The 16,699-nt window shown below is 50.3% G+C and carries 16 protein-coding genes and 11 tRNA genes; 25 read left to right on the plus strand and 2 right to left on the minus strand.

The features are described 5' to 3' along the window. Positions 1-58: 58 nt before the first annotated feature. From WKT05_RS08365 to WKT05_RS08425, 13 genes are all read left to right on the plus strand, one after another. Positions 59-134: transfer RNA gene (locus WKT05_RS08365), tRNA-Thr, on the plus strand. Between the two features lie 17 nt (positions 135-151). Further along, a tRNA-Tyr gene (locus tag WKT05_RS08370) sits at positions 152-237 on the plus strand. Positions 238-331: 94 nt separating this feature from the next. Then, positions 332-405: transfer RNA gene (locus WKT05_RS08375), tRNA-Gly, on the plus strand. A 3-nt stretch (positions 406-408) separates the two neighbouring features. Next, positions 409-485 (plus strand) — tRNA-Arg (locus WKT05_RS08380). Positions 486-494: 9 nt separating this feature from the next. Next, positions 495-571 (plus strand) — tRNA-Gln (locus WKT05_RS08385). 4 nt (positions 572-575) lie between these two features. Continuing rightward, positions 576-651: transfer RNA gene (locus tag WKT05_RS08390), tRNA-Lys, on the plus strand. Positions 652-656: 5 nt separating this feature from the next. Further along, a tRNA-Ser gene (locus WKT05_RS08395) sits at positions 657-745 on the plus strand. A 4-nt stretch (positions 746-749) separates the two neighbouring features. Next, positions 750-840 (plus strand) — tRNA-Ser (locus tag WKT05_RS08400). A gap of 8 nt (positions 841-848) precedes the next feature. Next, a tRNA-Ile gene (locus WKT05_RS08405) sits at positions 849-925 on the plus strand. A 4-nt stretch (positions 926-929) separates the two neighbouring features. Further along, positions 930-1,005, plus strand: a tRNA-Phe gene (locus tag WKT05_RS08410). 124 nt (positions 1,006-1,129) lie between these two features. Next, a tRNA-Trp gene (locus WKT05_RS08415) sits at positions 1,130-1,204 on the plus strand. A 533-nt stretch (positions 1,205-1,737) separates the two neighbouring features. After that, positions 1,738-2,250: a hypothetical protein gene (locus WKT05_RS08420; RefSeq protein WP_340413716.1), complete on the plus strand. Its 513-nt coding sequence runs from the start codon at positions 1,738-1,740 to the stop codon at positions 2,248-2,250. Positions 2,251-3,051: 801 nt separating this feature from the next. Further along, entirely contained in the window at positions 3,052-3,504 is a 453-nt protein-coding gene (locus WKT05_RS08425; protein ID WP_340413717.1) for a hypothetical protein, read from the plus strand. Positions 3,505-3,683: 179 nt separating this feature from the next. On the opposite strand, the gene WKT05_RS08430 is transcribed toward WKT05_RS08425, so the two are convergent. Next, complete coding sequence (locus WKT05_RS08430; protein ID WP_340413718.1) at positions 3,684-3,941, minus strand: hypothetical protein; 258 nt, start codon at positions 3,939-3,941, stop codon at positions 3,684-3,686. 49 nt (positions 3,942-3,990) lie between these two features. Continuing rightward, entirely contained in the window at positions 3,991-4,794 is an 804-nt protein-coding gene (locus WKT05_RS08435; RefSeq protein WP_340413719.1) for a hypothetical protein, read from the minus strand. Between the two features lie 44 nt (positions 4,795-4,838). Here WKT05_RS08435 and WKT05_RS08440 point away from each other — a divergent pair, with 44 nt between their 5' ends. From WKT05_RS08440 to mprF, 12 genes are all read left to right on the plus strand, one after another. After that, positions 4,839-5,963: a cysteine desulfurase family protein gene (locus WKT05_RS08440; protein WP_340413720.1), complete on the plus strand. Its 1,125-nt coding sequence runs from the start codon at positions 4,839-4,841 to the stop codon at positions 5,961-5,963. 1 nt (position 5,964) lies between these two features. Next, positions 5,965-7,152, plus strand: a complete 1,188-nt coding sequence (gene thiI, locus WKT05_RS08445; RefSeq protein ID WP_340413721.1) for a tRNA uracil 4-sulfurtransferase ThiI — start codon at positions 5,965-5,967, stop codon at positions 7,150-7,152. Then, positions 7,149-7,700: a LemA family protein gene (locus WKT05_RS08450; protein ID WP_340413722.1), complete on the plus strand. Its 552-nt coding sequence runs from the start codon at positions 7,149-7,151 to the stop codon at positions 7,698-7,700. Before thiI ends, WKT05_RS08450 begins: the two co-directional genes overlap by 4 nt. A 9-nt stretch (positions 7,701-7,709) precedes the next feature. Continuing rightward, positions 7,710-8,501 (plus strand): TPM domain-containing protein, encoded by a 792-nt coding sequence (locus tag WKT05_RS08455; RefSeq protein ID WP_340413723.1) that lies wholly within the window; start codon positions 7,710-7,712, stop codon positions 8,499-8,501. Between the two features lie 298 nt (positions 8,502-8,799). Next, on the plus strand, positions 8,800-9,972 hold the full coding sequence (locus WKT05_RS08460; RefSeq protein WP_340413724.1) for an FAD:protein FMN transferase: 1,173 nt from the start codon (positions 8,800-8,802) through the stop codon (positions 9,970-9,972). Further along, complete coding sequence (locus tag WKT05_RS08465; protein WP_340413725.1) at positions 9,962-10,459, plus strand: hypothetical protein; 498 nt, start codon at positions 9,962-9,964, stop codon at positions 10,457-10,459. The genes WKT05_RS08460 and WKT05_RS08465 overlap by 11 nt, the downstream gene beginning before the upstream one ends. Positions 10,460-10,471: 12 nt before the next feature. Continuing rightward, positions 10,472-10,987, plus strand: a complete 516-nt coding sequence (locus WKT05_RS08470; protein WP_340413726.1) for a phosphatidylglycerophosphatase A family protein — start codon at positions 10,472-10,474, stop codon at positions 10,985-10,987. After that, positions 10,977-11,474, plus strand: coding sequence for a QueT transporter family protein (locus WKT05_RS08475; protein ID WP_215508862.1), 498 nt, complete (start codon positions 10,977-10,979; stop codon positions 11,472-11,474). The genes WKT05_RS08470 and WKT05_RS08475 overlap by 11 nt, the downstream gene beginning before the upstream one ends. 21 nt (positions 11,475-11,495) lie before the next feature. Further along, a complete protein-coding gene (locus tag WKT05_RS08480; protein WP_215508863.1) occupies positions 11,496-11,756 on the plus strand; it encodes a (2Fe-2S) ferredoxin domain-containing protein in 261 nt (86 codons plus the stop codon). 30 nt (positions 11,757-11,786) lie between these two features. Continuing rightward, a complete protein-coding gene (locus WKT05_RS08485) occupies positions 11,787-13,298 on the plus strand; it encodes a 4Fe-4S dicluster domain-containing protein (protein WP_340413727.1) in 1,512 nt (503 codons plus the stop codon). A gap of 149 nt (positions 13,299-13,447) precedes the next feature. Then, complete coding sequence (locus tag WKT05_RS08490) at positions 13,448-14,167, plus strand: alpha/beta fold hydrolase (protein ID WP_340413728.1); 720 nt, start codon at positions 13,448-13,450, stop codon at positions 14,165-14,167. After that, on the plus strand, positions 14,164-16,692 hold the full coding sequence (gene mprF, locus WKT05_RS08495) for a bifunctional lysylphosphatidylglycerol flippase/synthetase MprF (protein WP_340413729.1): 2,529 nt from the start codon (positions 14,164-14,166) through the stop codon (positions 16,690-16,692). Before WKT05_RS08490 ends, mprF begins: the two co-directional genes overlap by 4 nt. Positions 16,693-16,699 lie beyond the last annotated feature (7 nt).

Here is a 16,699-nt window from a genome sequence, read left to right on the forward strand (position 1 = left end):
ACATAGGTTTACCTTATGTGTTTTTGAAAGATGAGCTCTTAATTAATTGTCAATGTGCGCTGGTGTAGCTCAATTGGTAGAGCAACTGATTTGTAATCAGTAGGTTAGGGGTTCAAGTCCTCCCATCAGCTCCAGTGCGAAAGCACTTTTCGGAGGAGTTCCCGAGTTGGCCAAAGGGGACGGACTGTAAATCCGTTAGCTCAGCTTTCAGTGGTTCGAATCCACTCTCCTCCACCATTTTACCAATTTAAGTTTGAGGCGGTAGTTGGGTCGCTATGCGGTTCTTCGAATCGACCTTCTCCAGTACCGGGAGTTATTTCGATATTCACCTGCGGGTGTAGCTCAGTGGTAGAGCCCCAGCCTTCCAAGCTGGTTGCGAGGGTTCGATTCCCTTCACCCGCTCCACGAGCACCTATAGCTCAGTAGGATAGAGCAACGGACTTCTAATCCGTGTGTCGGGGGTTCGAATCCTCCTAGGTGCGCCATTAACTTATTGGGGCGTAGCCAAGTCGGTAAGGCACCAGACTTTGACTCTGGCATTCCACAGGTTCGAGTCCTGTCGCCCCAGCCATTATGATCCATTAGCTCAGTTGGCAGAGCACCTGACTTTTAATCAGGGTGTCCCGCGTTCGAGTCGCGGATGGATCACCATAATAGGAGAGGTATCGAAGCGGTCATAACGAGGCGGTCTTGAAAACCGTTAGGGTTCACGCCCACGTGGGTTCGAATCCCACCCTCTCCGCCAATAAGGAGAAGTACTCAAGTGGCTGAAGAGGCTCCCCTGCTAAGGGAGTAGGTCCTTCACGGGGCGCGAGGGTTCAAATCCCTCCTTCTCCGCCAATTTGTGAGGGCCTTTAGCTCAGTTGGTTAGAGCTCCCGGCTCATAACCGGTAGGTCCAGGGTTCGAGTCCCTGAGGGCCCACCATTAAGCCCAGATAGCTCAGTCGGTAGAGCAGCAGACTGAAAATCTGCGTGTCGCTGGTTCGATTCCGGCTCTGGGCACCAGTTGAGTAAAGACTCGAGGGCTGTAGCTTTGGCTACAGTTTTTTTATGTCAATGCCTACCTTTGGTGATATAAAAAAGGATTGAAAACAGGTGAAAAATCTGTTAGTATAATAGCATCACGTATAGGAGTATAGTTCAGTGGTAGAACGTTGGTCTCCAAAACCAAATGTCGTGGGTTCAAATCCTACTACTCCTGCCAAGATGAGCCGAGTTTGTCTCGGCTTTTTTTGTGTCTTTATAATATGGCTCTATACTATTCATTGGGGAGTAACTTTTCAATGGTTGTCATAGAGCCATATTTTTGATATGAATTAATGAGTGTTTGATCAAGGGAAAAACCAATCATTTCCATGAACAAAAGCAGCGCCTAGGGATGAAAGATTCATTGAATAGTTATAGGTTAAAGGAGAATAGAATTAGAACAGCTAAATGTGCAAACGTTTGACAAAATATTAAAAAGATGCGATTATGCCTTATAAGCAGATAATAGTGCGGATTAAAACAATTTGCTATATACCACTTATTACAAAAAAGTGAGGAAGGAAATATGTTTGTCGATAAATTATTGTTAAATTCAGCTAGGTATAGTAATGGCGACATATTGAGTAAGGCTCGGCCGGTTTATGTGGGCCTATAAAATTGAGTTGGTAAACAGTACCGGAATAACCGGAAAAAGGAGATGGAAACCCCCATATTGTAAGTTTTTAACAACTAAAGCAAAGGAGAGATGTTATGAAAAGAGCATCTATAGTTAGTTTATTAGCTTTGGCCCTGACCCTGGTGGCCTGTGGTCCCAAAGAGACCAAAGACCCGGCCCAAGCACTGGCCCAAGACTTTGCCAAGCTCTATCTGGCCCAGCTGGACTTCAAGGAAGAGGATTGGAGGCAGTTGGAAGAAGACCTAAGCCGGGCAGGCCAGGTCATTAAACTGGATGGAGACCCGGAAGCTGGCCGAGAAGCGGCCCGGGATCTGCCCGCTCTCTATGACCCCTTTAAGGAAGTCATGACCCGGGAGGCACTGGAGACGATGGTGGCCAATGGGGATTACCCCTACTTCCCCCTAAGAGAAAAGACTTTGGACAGTGTGGATCTGGTTTCTGTTACAAGAGTGGATCCGGATGATGATAGCTACGATCTGGTCTTTGTCACCAAGAAGGGGGACCGAGAGACCCGGCATGTCATCAGGGCTACTATTCGCCAAAAAATTTTCTATTTGGAAAGTCCCAGCCAGGTTTTTGATATGTGAGGGTAAGTAAAAAGGCTGCCAGCAAATGCCATGGTCATTCTGCCGGCAGCCTTTTTTGGCCAATCTCTTACAATTTAGCCTCCATGAAAAATCGGCTCTATGTCAACCATTGTCAACCATTGGGGAGTTTAGTGAACTATGCTCCTTTATGTTTTCCTAAGTTACTCATCATCAGTCTGTTGAACAAACAGTTATTTGGTCTGGAAATGGTAAAGCTTGCGCATCTCACAGGCGATGTGCTTCACCGTCTTGATCTTGTTGTGCGTTTCTTCCACATAGCCGTTACTCTGTGGGAAATCAACGCTGCCGTAAGCACTCTAGACCGATTTTTGTAGACGCGTAAGCAAGTGCGCGACTCCCCTTGTCCGCTTTTTGTCTCCTTGCCTATTCAATGTGAAAGGGGAATGCTTTGAAGCGGCTATTTTTTTGAAAGGATAGGGGTAAAAATACGCGACTCTAATGCCATCGCTTTTCTCGAGCAGGGTGGCGATCAGCTCTTTCCTCCCTTTGTCAGCTTTTGAGTCTGCTTCTTTAAGTGGCTGCAAGTGGCTGCGCCCCTTTTTAAAGCAATTTCTTTCTGTCCCCGTGATCCGCTTCCGCTCCCGTCACCTTCACATCTTGGATTTCTAAAAGCAATGTGGTAATATTGTTTTGCACTTGTTTGCCCCCCTTTATTATTTTGTGGTGATTTAATTTTAGGCAATAGGGAAAACAAGTGCTATCTTTTTGCATAAAAATATCCATTGAAGAGGCTACTCCTCGATAGATAATATAGAGCCTGTTTAGTATTGGTGGTGTTAAATGAAAAAAATGTATTTGCTTTTTTTGGGCGGGTTATTTTTGTTTATAATAATTATTCCATCCATTGATTACAGAATAAGTCACCAGAAATATATAAGTAAATTTGGAATGTTCAATATAAATTCAGACGAGACAGAAGCAAGAAGACTAAACGATTCAAATTTTGAAATTTATGAAATAGTCTTTAAGTCTAAAATAGACCATAAAAAATTTATTGATAATTTGAATAAGACAGAAAATACCCTCAAGTATGATCCGACGGCAGTTGAAAAAAATGAGAATATAAAAAACCTATTAATGGAATTGAAGCGGAAAAAAATCATTAGAAATGGAGTAGATGAAGTGTACTGCATATATAAAACGATAGACCATGAAATTTATGCAGATATTATTTTTACTGATTTGGCAAGTGATTCGTGTTATTTTATGATAGACTTTAAATGCAATGATTAAAGTTTACTTTTGATACCTATGTTAAGGATCGTTGCTTTGCGCTGATGATGAACGATGAGAATTACCTTTGGGTTCTAAATCGGTAGTGAGAACCTATCATTGATTTTTTGTAGACTTTTTTCTCGACCTTATGTCAACCATTGGGGAGTTTAGTGAAAACTAGGCTCCTTTTTGTTTTCCTAAAAGCCACTCATCACCGGTCTTTTGAACAAATGAAAAGTAGTTTCGTTGGGAAATGATACGCTTTTCACCGTCTTGATCTTTTTGTGTGCTCCTTCCCTCTTTGAGAAATCAACGCTGCCGTAAGCACTCCAAATCGATTTTTGTAGACGCGTAAGCAAGTGCGCCGCTCCCCTTATCCGCTTTTTTCGCCTTGCCTGTTCCATGTAAAAGGGGAATGCTTTGAAGCAGCTATCTTTTTGCACAAAAATATCCATTGAGGAATTACCTCCCAATGGATAGGACAGAGCCTTTTAAGGTAGCGAATTATCGACTTTTGTTGCGGAGTTCATGAATGAATGAAAGTAGGGTATCGTAATACACCGCACCATCCAAAGCAAAAATTAAATAGCCTTCCGGCGCCGGCACGCTTTGTGCGATGGGCAGGTCGCTTTCAAGGACGAGGGCGCGGCGATCGGCGTCGTAGGGAAGGATTTTCGCCGGGGCATCGAGGGTGAAGCGGCCCGCCTTTTCCACGTAGAGCAGATCGTCGTATTGCACGTAGCGGTCCATGGCGGAATCGGTTCTTCCCGTGATTTGAAAAGGATGAAGGCTGAATCCGTCGATTTCCACATCGCCGAGGCGCAGGTAGCTCTTCAACTGCTGTAAATAGTTTTCTGCCGCCGCCATGGCTTTCAGATTGCCTTTGATTTGCTCCACGAGGGCCTCAGGCGTCGCTTCTTTAAAGAAGCGGGGAAAATCCTCGCCGACGCACACAGATCCCTCAAAGGCGCCTTGAAGGGCCAAGCTTGCCAGGCGATAGGAGGCGAGGGGCGCGATGGCCATACGTTTTTTAATTTCGTCGAAAAGATCCGCCGCCACATCCAGGCGCTCGCGGGCTTTTTTTGTTAAATAAGGCCAAAGGATGCGTGTTTCAAATTGCCCGTGAAAGAGATATAGGGTATTCTGTATAGGTAAAGACTCCAAGGCACGGTTTAAGGGGGCGATCCAATCCTCCGCGGGATCCGCAGCTTCCGCTTCGATGATGAAATCGTCTCCGAGAAGGCCGTAGGCCACAGGGCGCGCCTTGGGGCCGTAATGAGAACAATAAATTTGTAAGAAATAAACCATAATTTCCTCCTGGGGCAAGTATACCACAGGAAAAGGAGGCAACAATGATTTACTTAGATAACTGCGCCACGACGCGGCCGCTGAAATCTGTCATCGACGCCATGACCACGGCATTGCAGGAGGATTTTTCCAATCCCTCCAGCCTGCACCAATTCGGCTATGCCGTGAGCAAGAAGAAGGAAGCCATTCGCGAAAGCATTAAGGACTATTTCAATTGCCGAGGCGGCGAGCTGTATTTCACCTCCGGCGGCACGGAGTCCAACAACACGGCCATTCGCTCCGCCATCGAAAACAAGGGCGCGGGAAAAAATGTGGTGACGACAAACATCGAGCACCCTTCGATTTTAAATGTCATTAAAGCATCGGAGATGGAGCTTCGGCAAGTGGCCATCGACGAAACGGGGCACATCCCTTTTGAGAAACTCATGGCTGCCATGGACGAAGACACGGTGCTTGTGAGCCTTTTTCACGTGAACAACGAGCTGGGGAGCATCAATCCCGTGGAAGAATGGATTCCGATAATCAAGGCGGCTTACCCGACGGTAAAGGTCCACGTGGACGGGGTGCAGGCCGTGGGAAAACTCCCCATCGACTTCGACGCCATGGGCTGCGACACTTATTCCTTCAGTGGCCACAAGTTTCACGGACCCAAGGGCATCGGCGGCCTCCTCGTGAAAAAATCCGTGAAGCCCTTTATTTACGGTGGGGGACAGGAAATGGGCATGCGCAGCGGCACGGAAAACATTCCGGGAATTTACGGCCTGGGTGCCGCCTTCGACGTGTTGAAAGAAGAGGGCATCGCATTGGATGAAGCCGAGGAACGCATGGCTCATTTAAAAGCGGGAATCGAAACCATCGACGCGATTTCCATAAACAGCCACGCGCCGGCGAGCCCTTATATTTTAAACGTGAGTATAGCCGACACAAGAGGCGAGGTGCTTCTCCATATGCTGGAGGAAAAAGAAATCTACATTTCCACATCAAGTGCCTGTTCCAGCCATCGCACCGGAAAAAATCCCGTGTTAACGGCCCTGGGCCTTTCGGACAATTTTGCCGAAGGAACCATTCGCCTGTGTCTGAGCCGAGAAACGACCATGGAGGAATGCGACGCATTCGTCGAGGCCTTGAAAGAAGCGGTGGAGACCATTCGCTCCATTATGAGGAGGTAATATGAAGCGTATACTTAGTTTAAGCTTAGGTGAAGTGGTTTTAAAAGGCGCCAATCGCCGCTATTTTATCCGCAGGATCATTCAAAACATCGAGAGTAGCTTATCCGATGTCGGGTATATAGACATTAAGCCGGAAATGGGGAAAATCCAGGTGGAAATCGACCCGGCGGTGGAGGCGACGGCCATCAATCGCCTGCGCTTTGTCTTCGGCATCGTGTATATTTCCCCGAGCTGGGCGTTCGAAAAAGATTGGGACCGGCTAAAAGAAGAGACGGTCAACTACATCGGTCGGCTTCTCGAGGAACAACCGGAATACAAGACCTTTAAGGTCGTGGCCAAAAGGAGCGATAAGGCCTTCTTCAAAAATTCCCAAGAAGTGAACATGGATCTGGGCGGGGTGATTCTGGATCACTTCTCAGGTCGCCTGGCGGTGGACGTCCACGAACCGGACTTTTATCTCTATGTCGACATTAAAAACGAGATGTATCTCTACCACAAAAAAATCCCTACTTATGGCGGCCTGCCTCTGGGAACCAACGGCAAGGGCCTGCTCCTTTTAAGCGGCGGCATCGACTCGCCGGTGGCGGGCTTTTTAATGGCGAAGCGCGGCGTGCAGGTGGATGCCCTGCATTTCCACTCCTATCCCTTTACCTCGCCTCAGGCGGAAGAAAAGGTGATGAATTTGGCGAAAATCCTCGCCCGCTACGTGGTGAAGATGAATGTTTACAGCGTAAATCTCCTGCCCATCCAAAAAGAACTGAACAAACACTGTCCTCCGGAGGAGATGACCGTCCTTTCCCGCCGCTTTATGATGCGCATAGCCAATCGCCTGGCGGATAAATACGGCTACAAAAGCGTGATTACAGGTGAAAACCTGGGTCAGGTGGCGAGCCAAACCATCGACGGCCTCACGGTGATGAACGACGTGGCGGAGCGCATCGTCTTTCGCCCCCTCATCGGCATGGACAAGGTGGATATTATTCGCTGGGCCGAGCGCATCGAGACCTACGAAACCTCCATTCAGCCCTATGAAGATTGTTGCACCGTCTTTTTGCCGAAGCATCCGAGCCTGAGGCCCACGGTGGAAGACATGGAAGCCTCGGAGGCGAACCTGGACATTGAAGCCATGTTGGATGCCTCCATGGAAACACTGAAAATCACAACCATACGAGCAAAGGAGAACCGATGAAAAAATTAATTCCCGTACTGGCGATTTTGCTGATTATCGGCGGCATTTTCGGATCCACGTACAACAAACTCCAAGTAAAAGATGAAGATGTAAACCAAGCCTGGGCTCAAGTGGAAAACACCATGCAGCGCCGGGCGGACCTGATTCCCAATTTAGTTGAAACGGTAAAAGGCTATGCAAAACACGAAGAAGACGTATTTACAAAGGTGACCGAAGCGCGGAGCGCCGTTAAGGCCGCCTCCACGCCGAAGGAATACGCTCAGGCCAATGCGCAAATGGATCAAGCGGTGAAAAACATCAACGTGGTCGCCGAAGCTTATCCGGAGCTTAAAGCCAACAGCAACTTCGCCAATTTACAAGCGGAACTGGCCGGCACGGAAAACCGCATCGCCGTGGAGCGCAAGCGCTACAACGAAGCCGTGGCGGATTTCAACAAATCGGTGAAACACTTCCCCACCAACCTCGTGGCGAAGGTGTTGGGCTTTGGCCAAAGAGAGTACTTCCAAGCGGCCGAGGGTGCCGAGAAGGTGCCTGAAGTTAAGTTTTAGGTCCGAGCCATGAAAAAGCGCCTATTCCTACTGGTCCTGGCCCTGTGCTTTTTGTCCCTTCCCGTTTTTGCCGCAGACCTTCCCGAGGCCACGGATGATTTTTACGTCTACGACGAGGAAGGCATTTTAAGCGACGAGGCGAAAAGCGACATCGTCCGGACCAATGAGTCCCTTTTTGACCAAACGGGCGCCCAGGTGGTGGTTTGCATTCTGAACCATTTGCCTGAAGGCAAAACCATCGAAGAAGCGGCGGTGGATCTATTCGACAAATGGGACATCGGCACCAAGGGAAAAGACAACGGCATCTTGCTTCTCATTGCCATGAAAGACCGGAAGTTTAAAATCGAAGTGGGCTACGGTCTGGAAGGCGCCATTCCGGACATGGTGGCGAAAGACATTTTAAACGACATGGTGCCCTACTTTCAGGACGGCAACTACGAAGCGGGCATTCAGGTGGCCTTCGGCGAAATCCTCTCGAGGCTGGAAGAGGAATACCAAATCACCATCGAGGGCAAAGATGCAGTAACCGAGTCCATCGAAGAAGAGACGGATATAGGGGAATGGAAAGAGATGATTCGCCTGGCGATCCTCGTCGTTCTGATCATCATCATTTTCGGTCGCGGCAACAATCGTCGCGGCGGCTATCGCGGCCCCTTCTTCTTCCCATTCGGCGGCTTCGGAGGCGGTGGTGGCTTCGGAGGCGGCTTTGGCGGCGGCGGTTTCGGAGGAGGAGGCTTCGGCGGAGGAAACTTCGGCGGCGGCGGATCTTCCGGCGGCGGCGGCGCCAGCGGCGGCTGGTAAAAACCACAGCATCCCGACGAAAAATCAATGAATCGAGAGAGCTTTTGCTTTCTCGATTTTTTTGTGGGAATCGCTCCAATTCGACTGTATAATTTCCGTGAAAAACTTGCCAAGAAGCCCTTCGTCCGATAGAATAGGAGTGCAGAGATTCTTTGATAGAATTTCGACGACAATGAGCGAACGCATCGGTTCGCGGCGCCATGCCCATGCATGTAGCGCAATGAGAGTACGCAATAGGAACGGCAATCCCGTTCTTTTTCTATGTTTCGTCGGTTTTTGCGACGAGGGAGAAGGATACATGAAAAAATTACTGGCCCTATGGATGGCAGCCCTGGTCCTGATGACCGGGTGCGGACAAAAGCCGGCGGAAAACGAGCCGAGCGATAAAAAAGCGGCGCAAACAAGCGAGGCGGGGGACACCTCGCGCTTTCAAACCACATTTTACGACACCTTCGATACGGTGGTAAGTGCCATTGTCTACGCCTCAAGCGAAGAAGAGGCCAACGACTATTTCGAGACCATTCACAAGCGCTATCAGGAGTTGGATCACCTGTACAGCAGTTTTAAAAATTACGACGGCATCGTCAATGTTAAGTCCGTCAACGATCAGGCCGGCAAGGGCAAGGTCGTCGTGGACGAGGAATTGTATGATCTGCTTCGCTTCTCGAAGGAGCAGTACAAAAAATACGGCGAGACGAACATCGCTTTTGGCGCCGTCACGTCCATTTGGCAAAGCTACCGGGACGCCTACGAGGTGGTGCCGGAATCGGAACGCTCCGCCGACGACGAGGCCTTGAAAAAAGGCCTGCCCGACGCGAAGATCCCCACCATGGAGGAGCTTCAGGCGGCCAATAAACATACGAATATCGACGACATCGTCTTAAACGACGCGGATCATTCCGTAGAAATTAAAGATCCCGAGCTGAAAATCGACGTGGGCGCCGTGGCCAAAGGCTATGCCACGGAGCTGATCGGCGAAGAGCTGCGGGCATCGGGCCTTGAAACCGCCCTGATCAGTGCCGGTGGCAATGTAAAAATCATCGGATCCGCGCCGGAGGCGGAGCGCAACAGCTTCGGCATCGGCCTGCAAAATCCGGAAGCCATCACCGGCGACGGGTCGGCGGAAGAGAACATGAAAGACATCATTTACACCAACGACACCTCCGTGGTGACCAGCGGCGATTACCAACGCTACTACATTGTGAACGGGAAGCATTACCACCACTTAATCGACCCGGACACCCTTATGCCGGCGGATCATTTCCGCTCCGTTACCATCGTGACCAAAGACAGCGGCTTGGCGGATTTTCTGTCCACCACCGCCTTCTGCCTGCCCTATGAAAAGGGCCGGGCTCTTATCGACAGCCTGGACGGCGTGGAAGCCTACTGGATTTTTAAAGACGGCTCCACGGCCTTTACCGACGGTCTGAAAAACAAGCTCGACAGTCAGGGGGCGACAAATGCGCAATAATTTGCTCATTTTCACCATGGCGCAGCTGTTTCTCATATTGATTTATTCGGTATTTTTGATTTATCTCCATCTGTCACCGACACTGGAAGGGGCGATTTACGGCCACACGCTCTTTCGCCTGATTCCGGTGGTCTTGGCGGTGTTGGTCTACCTGTTTGTCGGCCGATTTATGAATGTAAAAGGATTGACCGACGGTATTTTAATCCTGGTCTTGCCTGCACTGATTTGGGGCATTTGCCTCGCCGTGGCCTACTTCGGCGGCGGCGCAGAAGGCTTTGTACGCGGCGCGTTTCGTTCCTTGTGGCGTTTTCCCGCCGATGTGACCATGCTGCCTCAAATGGCGGCGGTGAGCCTTCTCAGACTCAAGCCAATGACGGCGATTTACGCCGCAGCGGCCTTAATTCCCCAGTGCCTCGCCCTTTTATCGGCGGCGAGAGGCCCCGTGACGTACCGACGCCGGCGCTCCTTGAGACGCCGGGAAAAATAGAAAGAGGAAACTATGTATAATTACGACATGAAGCGGTTGTATGAAACCACCATCGAGGCATTAAAAGATAAAGGCGTCGAAATTTCCGACATTGCAGCCATCGTTTACGATCTGCAAAAGGACTACGCCCCCATTACCATGGCCATGTGCGAAGAAAATGTACTGGCCGTTCTCCGGAAGAGAGAAACCATCCACGCCGTCCTGACGGCTCTGGCCATCGACAAGGCCGTGGAACAAGAGCGCTTTGAAGAGCCCATTCAATCCATTATTGCGGCCGACGAAGGCCTCTACGGCATCGACGAGGTGCTGAGCCTTTCCATCGTCAATATTTACGGCTCCATCGGCCTTACGAATTTCGGTTATTTGGACAAAAAGAAAATCGGCATCATCGATCAATTAGATAAACGAAAAGGCAGTGAAGTGACCACATTCAGCGACGACATGGTGGCAGCCATCGCCGCCGCGGCGGCCTCTCGCCTGGCCCACAGCAATCAAATCAATGAAGAGGGTAAGCACCATGAAGCGTAAACTCACGACCCATTGGATCGCGACCACAGCCGTACTGGCGGCGGTTTACTACGCCCTAACCGTGGTCTTTGCTCCTATTTCCTACGGCCCCGTTCAATTCCGCGTGTCGGAAATCATGAACCTCCTGGCCTTTTACAATCCCGCCTTCGCGCCGGGCATCGTCCTCGGCGTCTTCCTTTCGAATATAAGCTCGCCCCTCGGCCTATACGATTTATTCTTCGGCACCTTCCACACGGCGATCAGCTTGTATTTTATGTGTAAGCTCCATAAGAAGTGGGTGGCAAGTCTCATGCCGGCCCTATTCTCCTGGATTATCGGTTTCGAGTTGGTTCTTGCTTTCGGCGGCGGAATCGTCGGATTTTTGACCATGAGCCTATCGGTGGCGGCCAGCGAAGTGATCATCTGCACCTTGATCAGCCTGCCCGTTTACGAAGCGTTGGACAGAAATGCGGCTTTTCGTTCCATTGTCAGCAAGAATCCTCAGTAGGTAAATTCAGAAGGAGAGTGTATGAGAGTAAAAGTCTGTGTCGGCGCCCGCTGCACCATGATGGGCGCCAGTGCTGTACTTGACGCGCTGGAAGATCTTCAGGAACGCTATTTTAAAGACGGCGGCTTGGAAATCGTCCACGTCAACTGCATGAATGTATGTAGAGAAAAGGGCGTGAATTATACCCCGGTCGTTGAAATCGACGGCGAACTTTTCACTACGGTAAAACCCCACGAAATTTCGGGCGTCATCTTGGAGCGCACCGGAATACAAACAAAATAATCGATCATTCAGAATAAGAGGAGGTAAAAAATGAAAGAAAGTTATGCAAGTATAGTGAGCCTGCGCCGTCGCGTGTTCTCTGAAATCGCAAAGATGGCTTATGCAGACACGCCGTTGCAAGAATTGGAATCCATTGGCCACCGTCTCTATCCCGGCACATCTCCCGACGACAGAGAAGAGCTTTTCAGAAAACGTGCCATTGTAGAAGAAATGACGCGTCTCGCCATGGGTATGAACTTGCGTGATTACGACGAGTACATAAAGGTGACCGACGGCTTCGACGACGTGGACGTCTCCACGAGCATTTTCAAGACGCCCTTAGTTGACGTCATTAAATTTGCCTGCGAATCCTGCCCCACCCGTGCCTTTACCGTAACCAACAATTGCCGCAAGTGCATGGCCCACCCCTGTACCAATGTGTGCCCGGTTAACGCCGTGTCCATCGGTCAATACGGTGCTGTCATCGACCAATCGAAATGCGTGAAGTGCGGCCGGTGCCAACGCACCTGCCCCTACAGCGCCATCGTCGAATACGATCGCCCCTGTGCATCGGTTTGCGGCGTCGGCGCCATTGAAAGCGACGAAAAAGATCGCGCCATTATTAACCACGACAAATGCGTCGGCTGCGGTCGCTGCGTGGTTCAATGCCCTTGGGGCGCCATCGGCGATAAGACCATGATTTATCAATTGGTCAAGGCCTTAAAGGAAAAGAACAAACGCATCTACGCCATTCCCGCGCCCAGCTACATCGGCCAATTCGGCGCCGACACCTCGCCGGAGCAAATCCGCGCCGCAGTGAAGCAATTGGGCTTTGAAGACATGGTGGAAGTCGGCCTCGGCGCAGACTACACCACCCTCCACGAAGCCAAGGAATACCTGGAGCGCGTGCCCAGTGAAATTCCCTTCATGGGTACCAGCTGCTGCCACTCCTGGACGCTTCTTATCGAATACAAGTTCCCCGAACTGAAAGAATACGTCTCCGACTCCGGAAGCCCCATGCGCTACACGGCGGAACACATTAAGCGCAAGGATCCCGATGCACTCGTCTGTTTCGTCGGTCCCTGTACGTCGAAAAAAGTGGAAGCCATAACAAGTGAAGTCAAAGACTATGTGGACTTCGTCATCACCTTCGAAGAACTCATGGGTATGTTCGTGGCCAGAGACATCGAGCCCTCCGAAATTGAAGGCGCACCAGAGGAAGAAGAATCCTCCTCCTCGGCAAAAGGCTATGCCATGGCCGGCGGCGTTGCGGCGGCAGTAAAAGAAGTGGCTGAAAAGATCGATCCCGAACGCCACATCCAAATCGAAGGCGCCAACTCCCTGAAGGAATGTATCCGCATGCTTCAAATGGCTAAGGCCGGCAAGAAAGACGGCTTCCTCTTAGAAGGGATGGCTTGCGAAGGCGGCTGTATCGCAGGGATGGGCACCATCGCCTCCACGACCCGCGTCAAAAAAGCTTTAGGCAAATACATGAAAGATTCCGAATATCAAACGCCTTTGGAAAACGTCCTGGTGGACGATTCCCTAAAGGACTTCAGCTAAGAGCTAAGGGCGTACAAAAAAATAAAGAAATCAAAGAAAAGGTGTTTTTCTTCTAAGGAAAGATGCCTTTTCTTTTTTTGCGCAATGACTATAATAGAAATCGAGACGAAAGTCTTTTTCATTTAAAAAATCAGCAATCGAGGCGCAGTATGAAGACGAGCGGATATCTTACGATGGCCGATGGGACGGATATTTTCTATTCCGTCATCGGCGAGGGCAAGCCGGTTTTATTTTTGCACGGAAACGGCGGCAACAGTCGCTTCTTTCGCTATCAGGTGGCGCCCTTCAAACATTATTTTCAACTGATCTTTCTCGACAGTCGCGCCCACGGCAAGAGCAACAATTGGGGCGAGCAATTAAATTTCAGGCTGATGGCCCGGGATACGAAAGAGGCTTTGGACGCCTTGGGCGTAGAGAAAACCTCCATCGTCGGCTTTTCCGACGGCGCCAATCTGGCCATGGCCTTTGCCGCCCTCTATCCCGAGGTAGTGAGTAAACTGGTCTTAAATTCGGGGAATCTTTTTTTCAGCGGCACGAAATTAATCGGGCGGATCACATCCTATATGCAGTACGCCTTCGGCGCCGCCTTAAACATGATCTCCGAAAAATTTAAGGACACCCGCCTTAAGGCCAAGCTTCTCGTGAAGGATCCGGACATTTCCGAAGGCGCCCTTCGCCACCTAAGGTGCCCGGCCATGGTTATCGTCGGCGCCCGCGACGTGGTGGAAACCGCCCATTCCAAATACATCGCCTCATTGATTCCCAATTGCCGCTACGTGGAAGTGGCCAAAGAGGGCCATCGCCTGGCGAGAACCAATGCGAGGGTATTTAATCAAATCGTTATTAACTTCTTAAAAGGAGCGTCATGAAAAAACTCTTCGAAACCATAAAAAAATACGGGGAGCCCCTATTTGTACTCAGCGTATTTATCCTCGTCGTCGTGGAATTTAAAAGCCTATCCAAGGAAATTTCCTACGACCGCGTGGTAGACGCCTTGGGGAGCGTTCCCTTTTATAATGTTTTGCTCATGCTCATTGTGGGCATCCTTGCCGTCGTGCCCATGATTAATTACGACGTGATCTTCAATCGCCTCATCGGCAACGACATGGACAAGCGTACCATCTACGAAACCAGCTACACCGTCAACACCATGAACAACCTGATCGGTTTCGGCGGCCTCATCAATATGGGCCTGCGCCATTACTTCTACGGCAGGAAGAAAGACAAGATGGAAATGGTGAAAGTAGTGGTGGAAACCTACTTTTACTACTTAATCGGCATCTCCGTCTTGTGCCTTTTCGGCCTGTTGTATCTGTATTTTCACCGGGAATCGACGGCGGCGATCTACCTGCCCTGGCTAATCGGCGGCTTGATTTACTCTCCGGCGGTGATTCTCTTTTCCAACCGCAAAAAAGACGACAAAAAAAGCGTGCCCCACTGGGCACAAAGGGAGCTGCTTTGCACCTCCGTTTTGGAATGGATCGGCGCCATCGGCACATTTTTGCTTATCGGCAGGGCCATGGGCCAGTCCTTTCACGTGGCGGAAGTCTTTACCCTGGTGGTGGCCACCAATTTAATCGGCATGGTCTCCCTCATGCCCGGCGGCTTGGGCTCCTTCGACCTCATGACCTTGGTGGGCCTCGGGAATTTAGGCATCGGCTACGAAAAGGCCCTGGCTTGGCTTCTCTTATACCGCCTCTTTTACTACGTCGTGCCCTTTGTCATCGGCCTGTACTTTTTCATCAAGCACTTCGGACGCAGTTTCAACGAAGAAAACGACGGCGTGCCGGCGGAATTTGCCAAGTCCATTGCCCACGACCTCTGTTCCTTTATGATGTATCTCTTCGGGATCTTTATGATTCTCTCGGCAACCATTCCCGATAAAGTCAACACCATCAAATTCTTGGCGAAACTCAATCCCATTCACGCCAACATTTTGTACCAATCGCCGAGCATCCTTCTGGGCCTGGTCTTTATCTTCCTCGGGCGGATTCACGTGGAGCGGCAAGAAAAAGCAATGGAGCCGACCCTCCTCTTTTTGGCCCTCACCTTTGTCTACGCCGTCATGACCGGCTTCGGGCTCATTACCTACCTTTACCTGATTCTGCTCACGATCCTTACCGTGGCAAGCCGCAGAGATCTGTACCGCAAACAATTCATCTACCGAAAAGAAAGCCTGTTTATTGACTTGGGCATCGCTCTTTTCTTTATTACCATGTACCTGCTGTCCATCGCCAACAAAGCGAAGGGGATGGGGCTTTTGCTTAAGGCACGGGAATTTATCGTCCTGCCCTTTGAAGAAAACTGGTTGCGCATCAGCCTCATGCTGCTCATTATCGCCGCCGTCCTCTGGGCCATCTACCGCTACGTCCGGGGCGAAGGCGAAAGGGTGGGCGAAAGGGCGGACGAGGCGCGCGTCGAAGCCCTTTTAAGGGCCTACGGCGGCGATATGGACGCCGGTCTCGTATTCTTGGGGGACAAGGACCTGTACTGGTATCAAGTGGATGGAGAGGACGTGTGCGCCCTTCAACTGCGGACGGCCCAAGACCGAGTCATCGTCATGGGCGAGCCCATGGGCGATAAGGCCCACATGGACGATTGCGTCAGGGAATTTATTCGCGAAGTTGACGTGCTGGGCTACGAGGCGGTCTTTTACGAAGTGTCCCGGGAGCTGATTATGAAGCTCCACGACTACGGCTTCCACTTTATGAAATTCGGCGAAACCGCCGTGGTAGACTTGGAAGAGTTTACATTGGAAGGAAAGAGCAAAAAGGCTTTTCGCAATGTGCTGAATAAATTCGCCAAAGAAAATATGCACTTCGAGATCATCAACCCACCCTACGATCCGTATATTTTCGCCGATTTAAAAGCCATTTCAGACAAATGGCTGGAAGGCAGGGCAGAGCGGGGCTTTTCCATGGGCTACTTCGACGAAGACTACTTGAACCGCGGGCCCATGGCCGTGGTGAAAGACGAGGCGGGGGCAATCATCGCCTTTGCCAACCTCATGCCCGTGTATAAAGAAGGCTGGGCCACCATCGACCTGATGCGCTACGATCCGGAGGACGCCCCCGGCGGCACCATGGACTTTATGTTCTTAAACCTCTTTATGCACTTCAAAGAGGAAGGCAAAATTGCCTTCGATCTGGGCATGGCGCCTCTGGCCAATGTGGGCATTAACGAGCACAGCTTTCTCGAGGAAAAACTGGCCTATTTCGTGTATAAATTCGGAAGCAATCTGTATTCCTTCGAGGGACTGCGCAGCTTCAAAATGAAATACGCCGCCCACTGGGAACCGAAATACACCGGCTACAGCCACCGAAGCAACCTGCTCTTTACGGTACTAAGCTTGGTCAGAATCGATCGAAAAGGCGGCAAAAAAGAAGATGATTAAATAACAA

It is taken from the genome of Peptoniphilus sp. HCN-40583, assembly GCF_037892835.1.
GTDB classification, from domain to species: domain Bacteria; phylum Bacillota; class Clostridia; order Tissierellales; family Peptoniphilaceae; genus Aedoeadaptatus; species Aedoeadaptatus rachelemmaiella.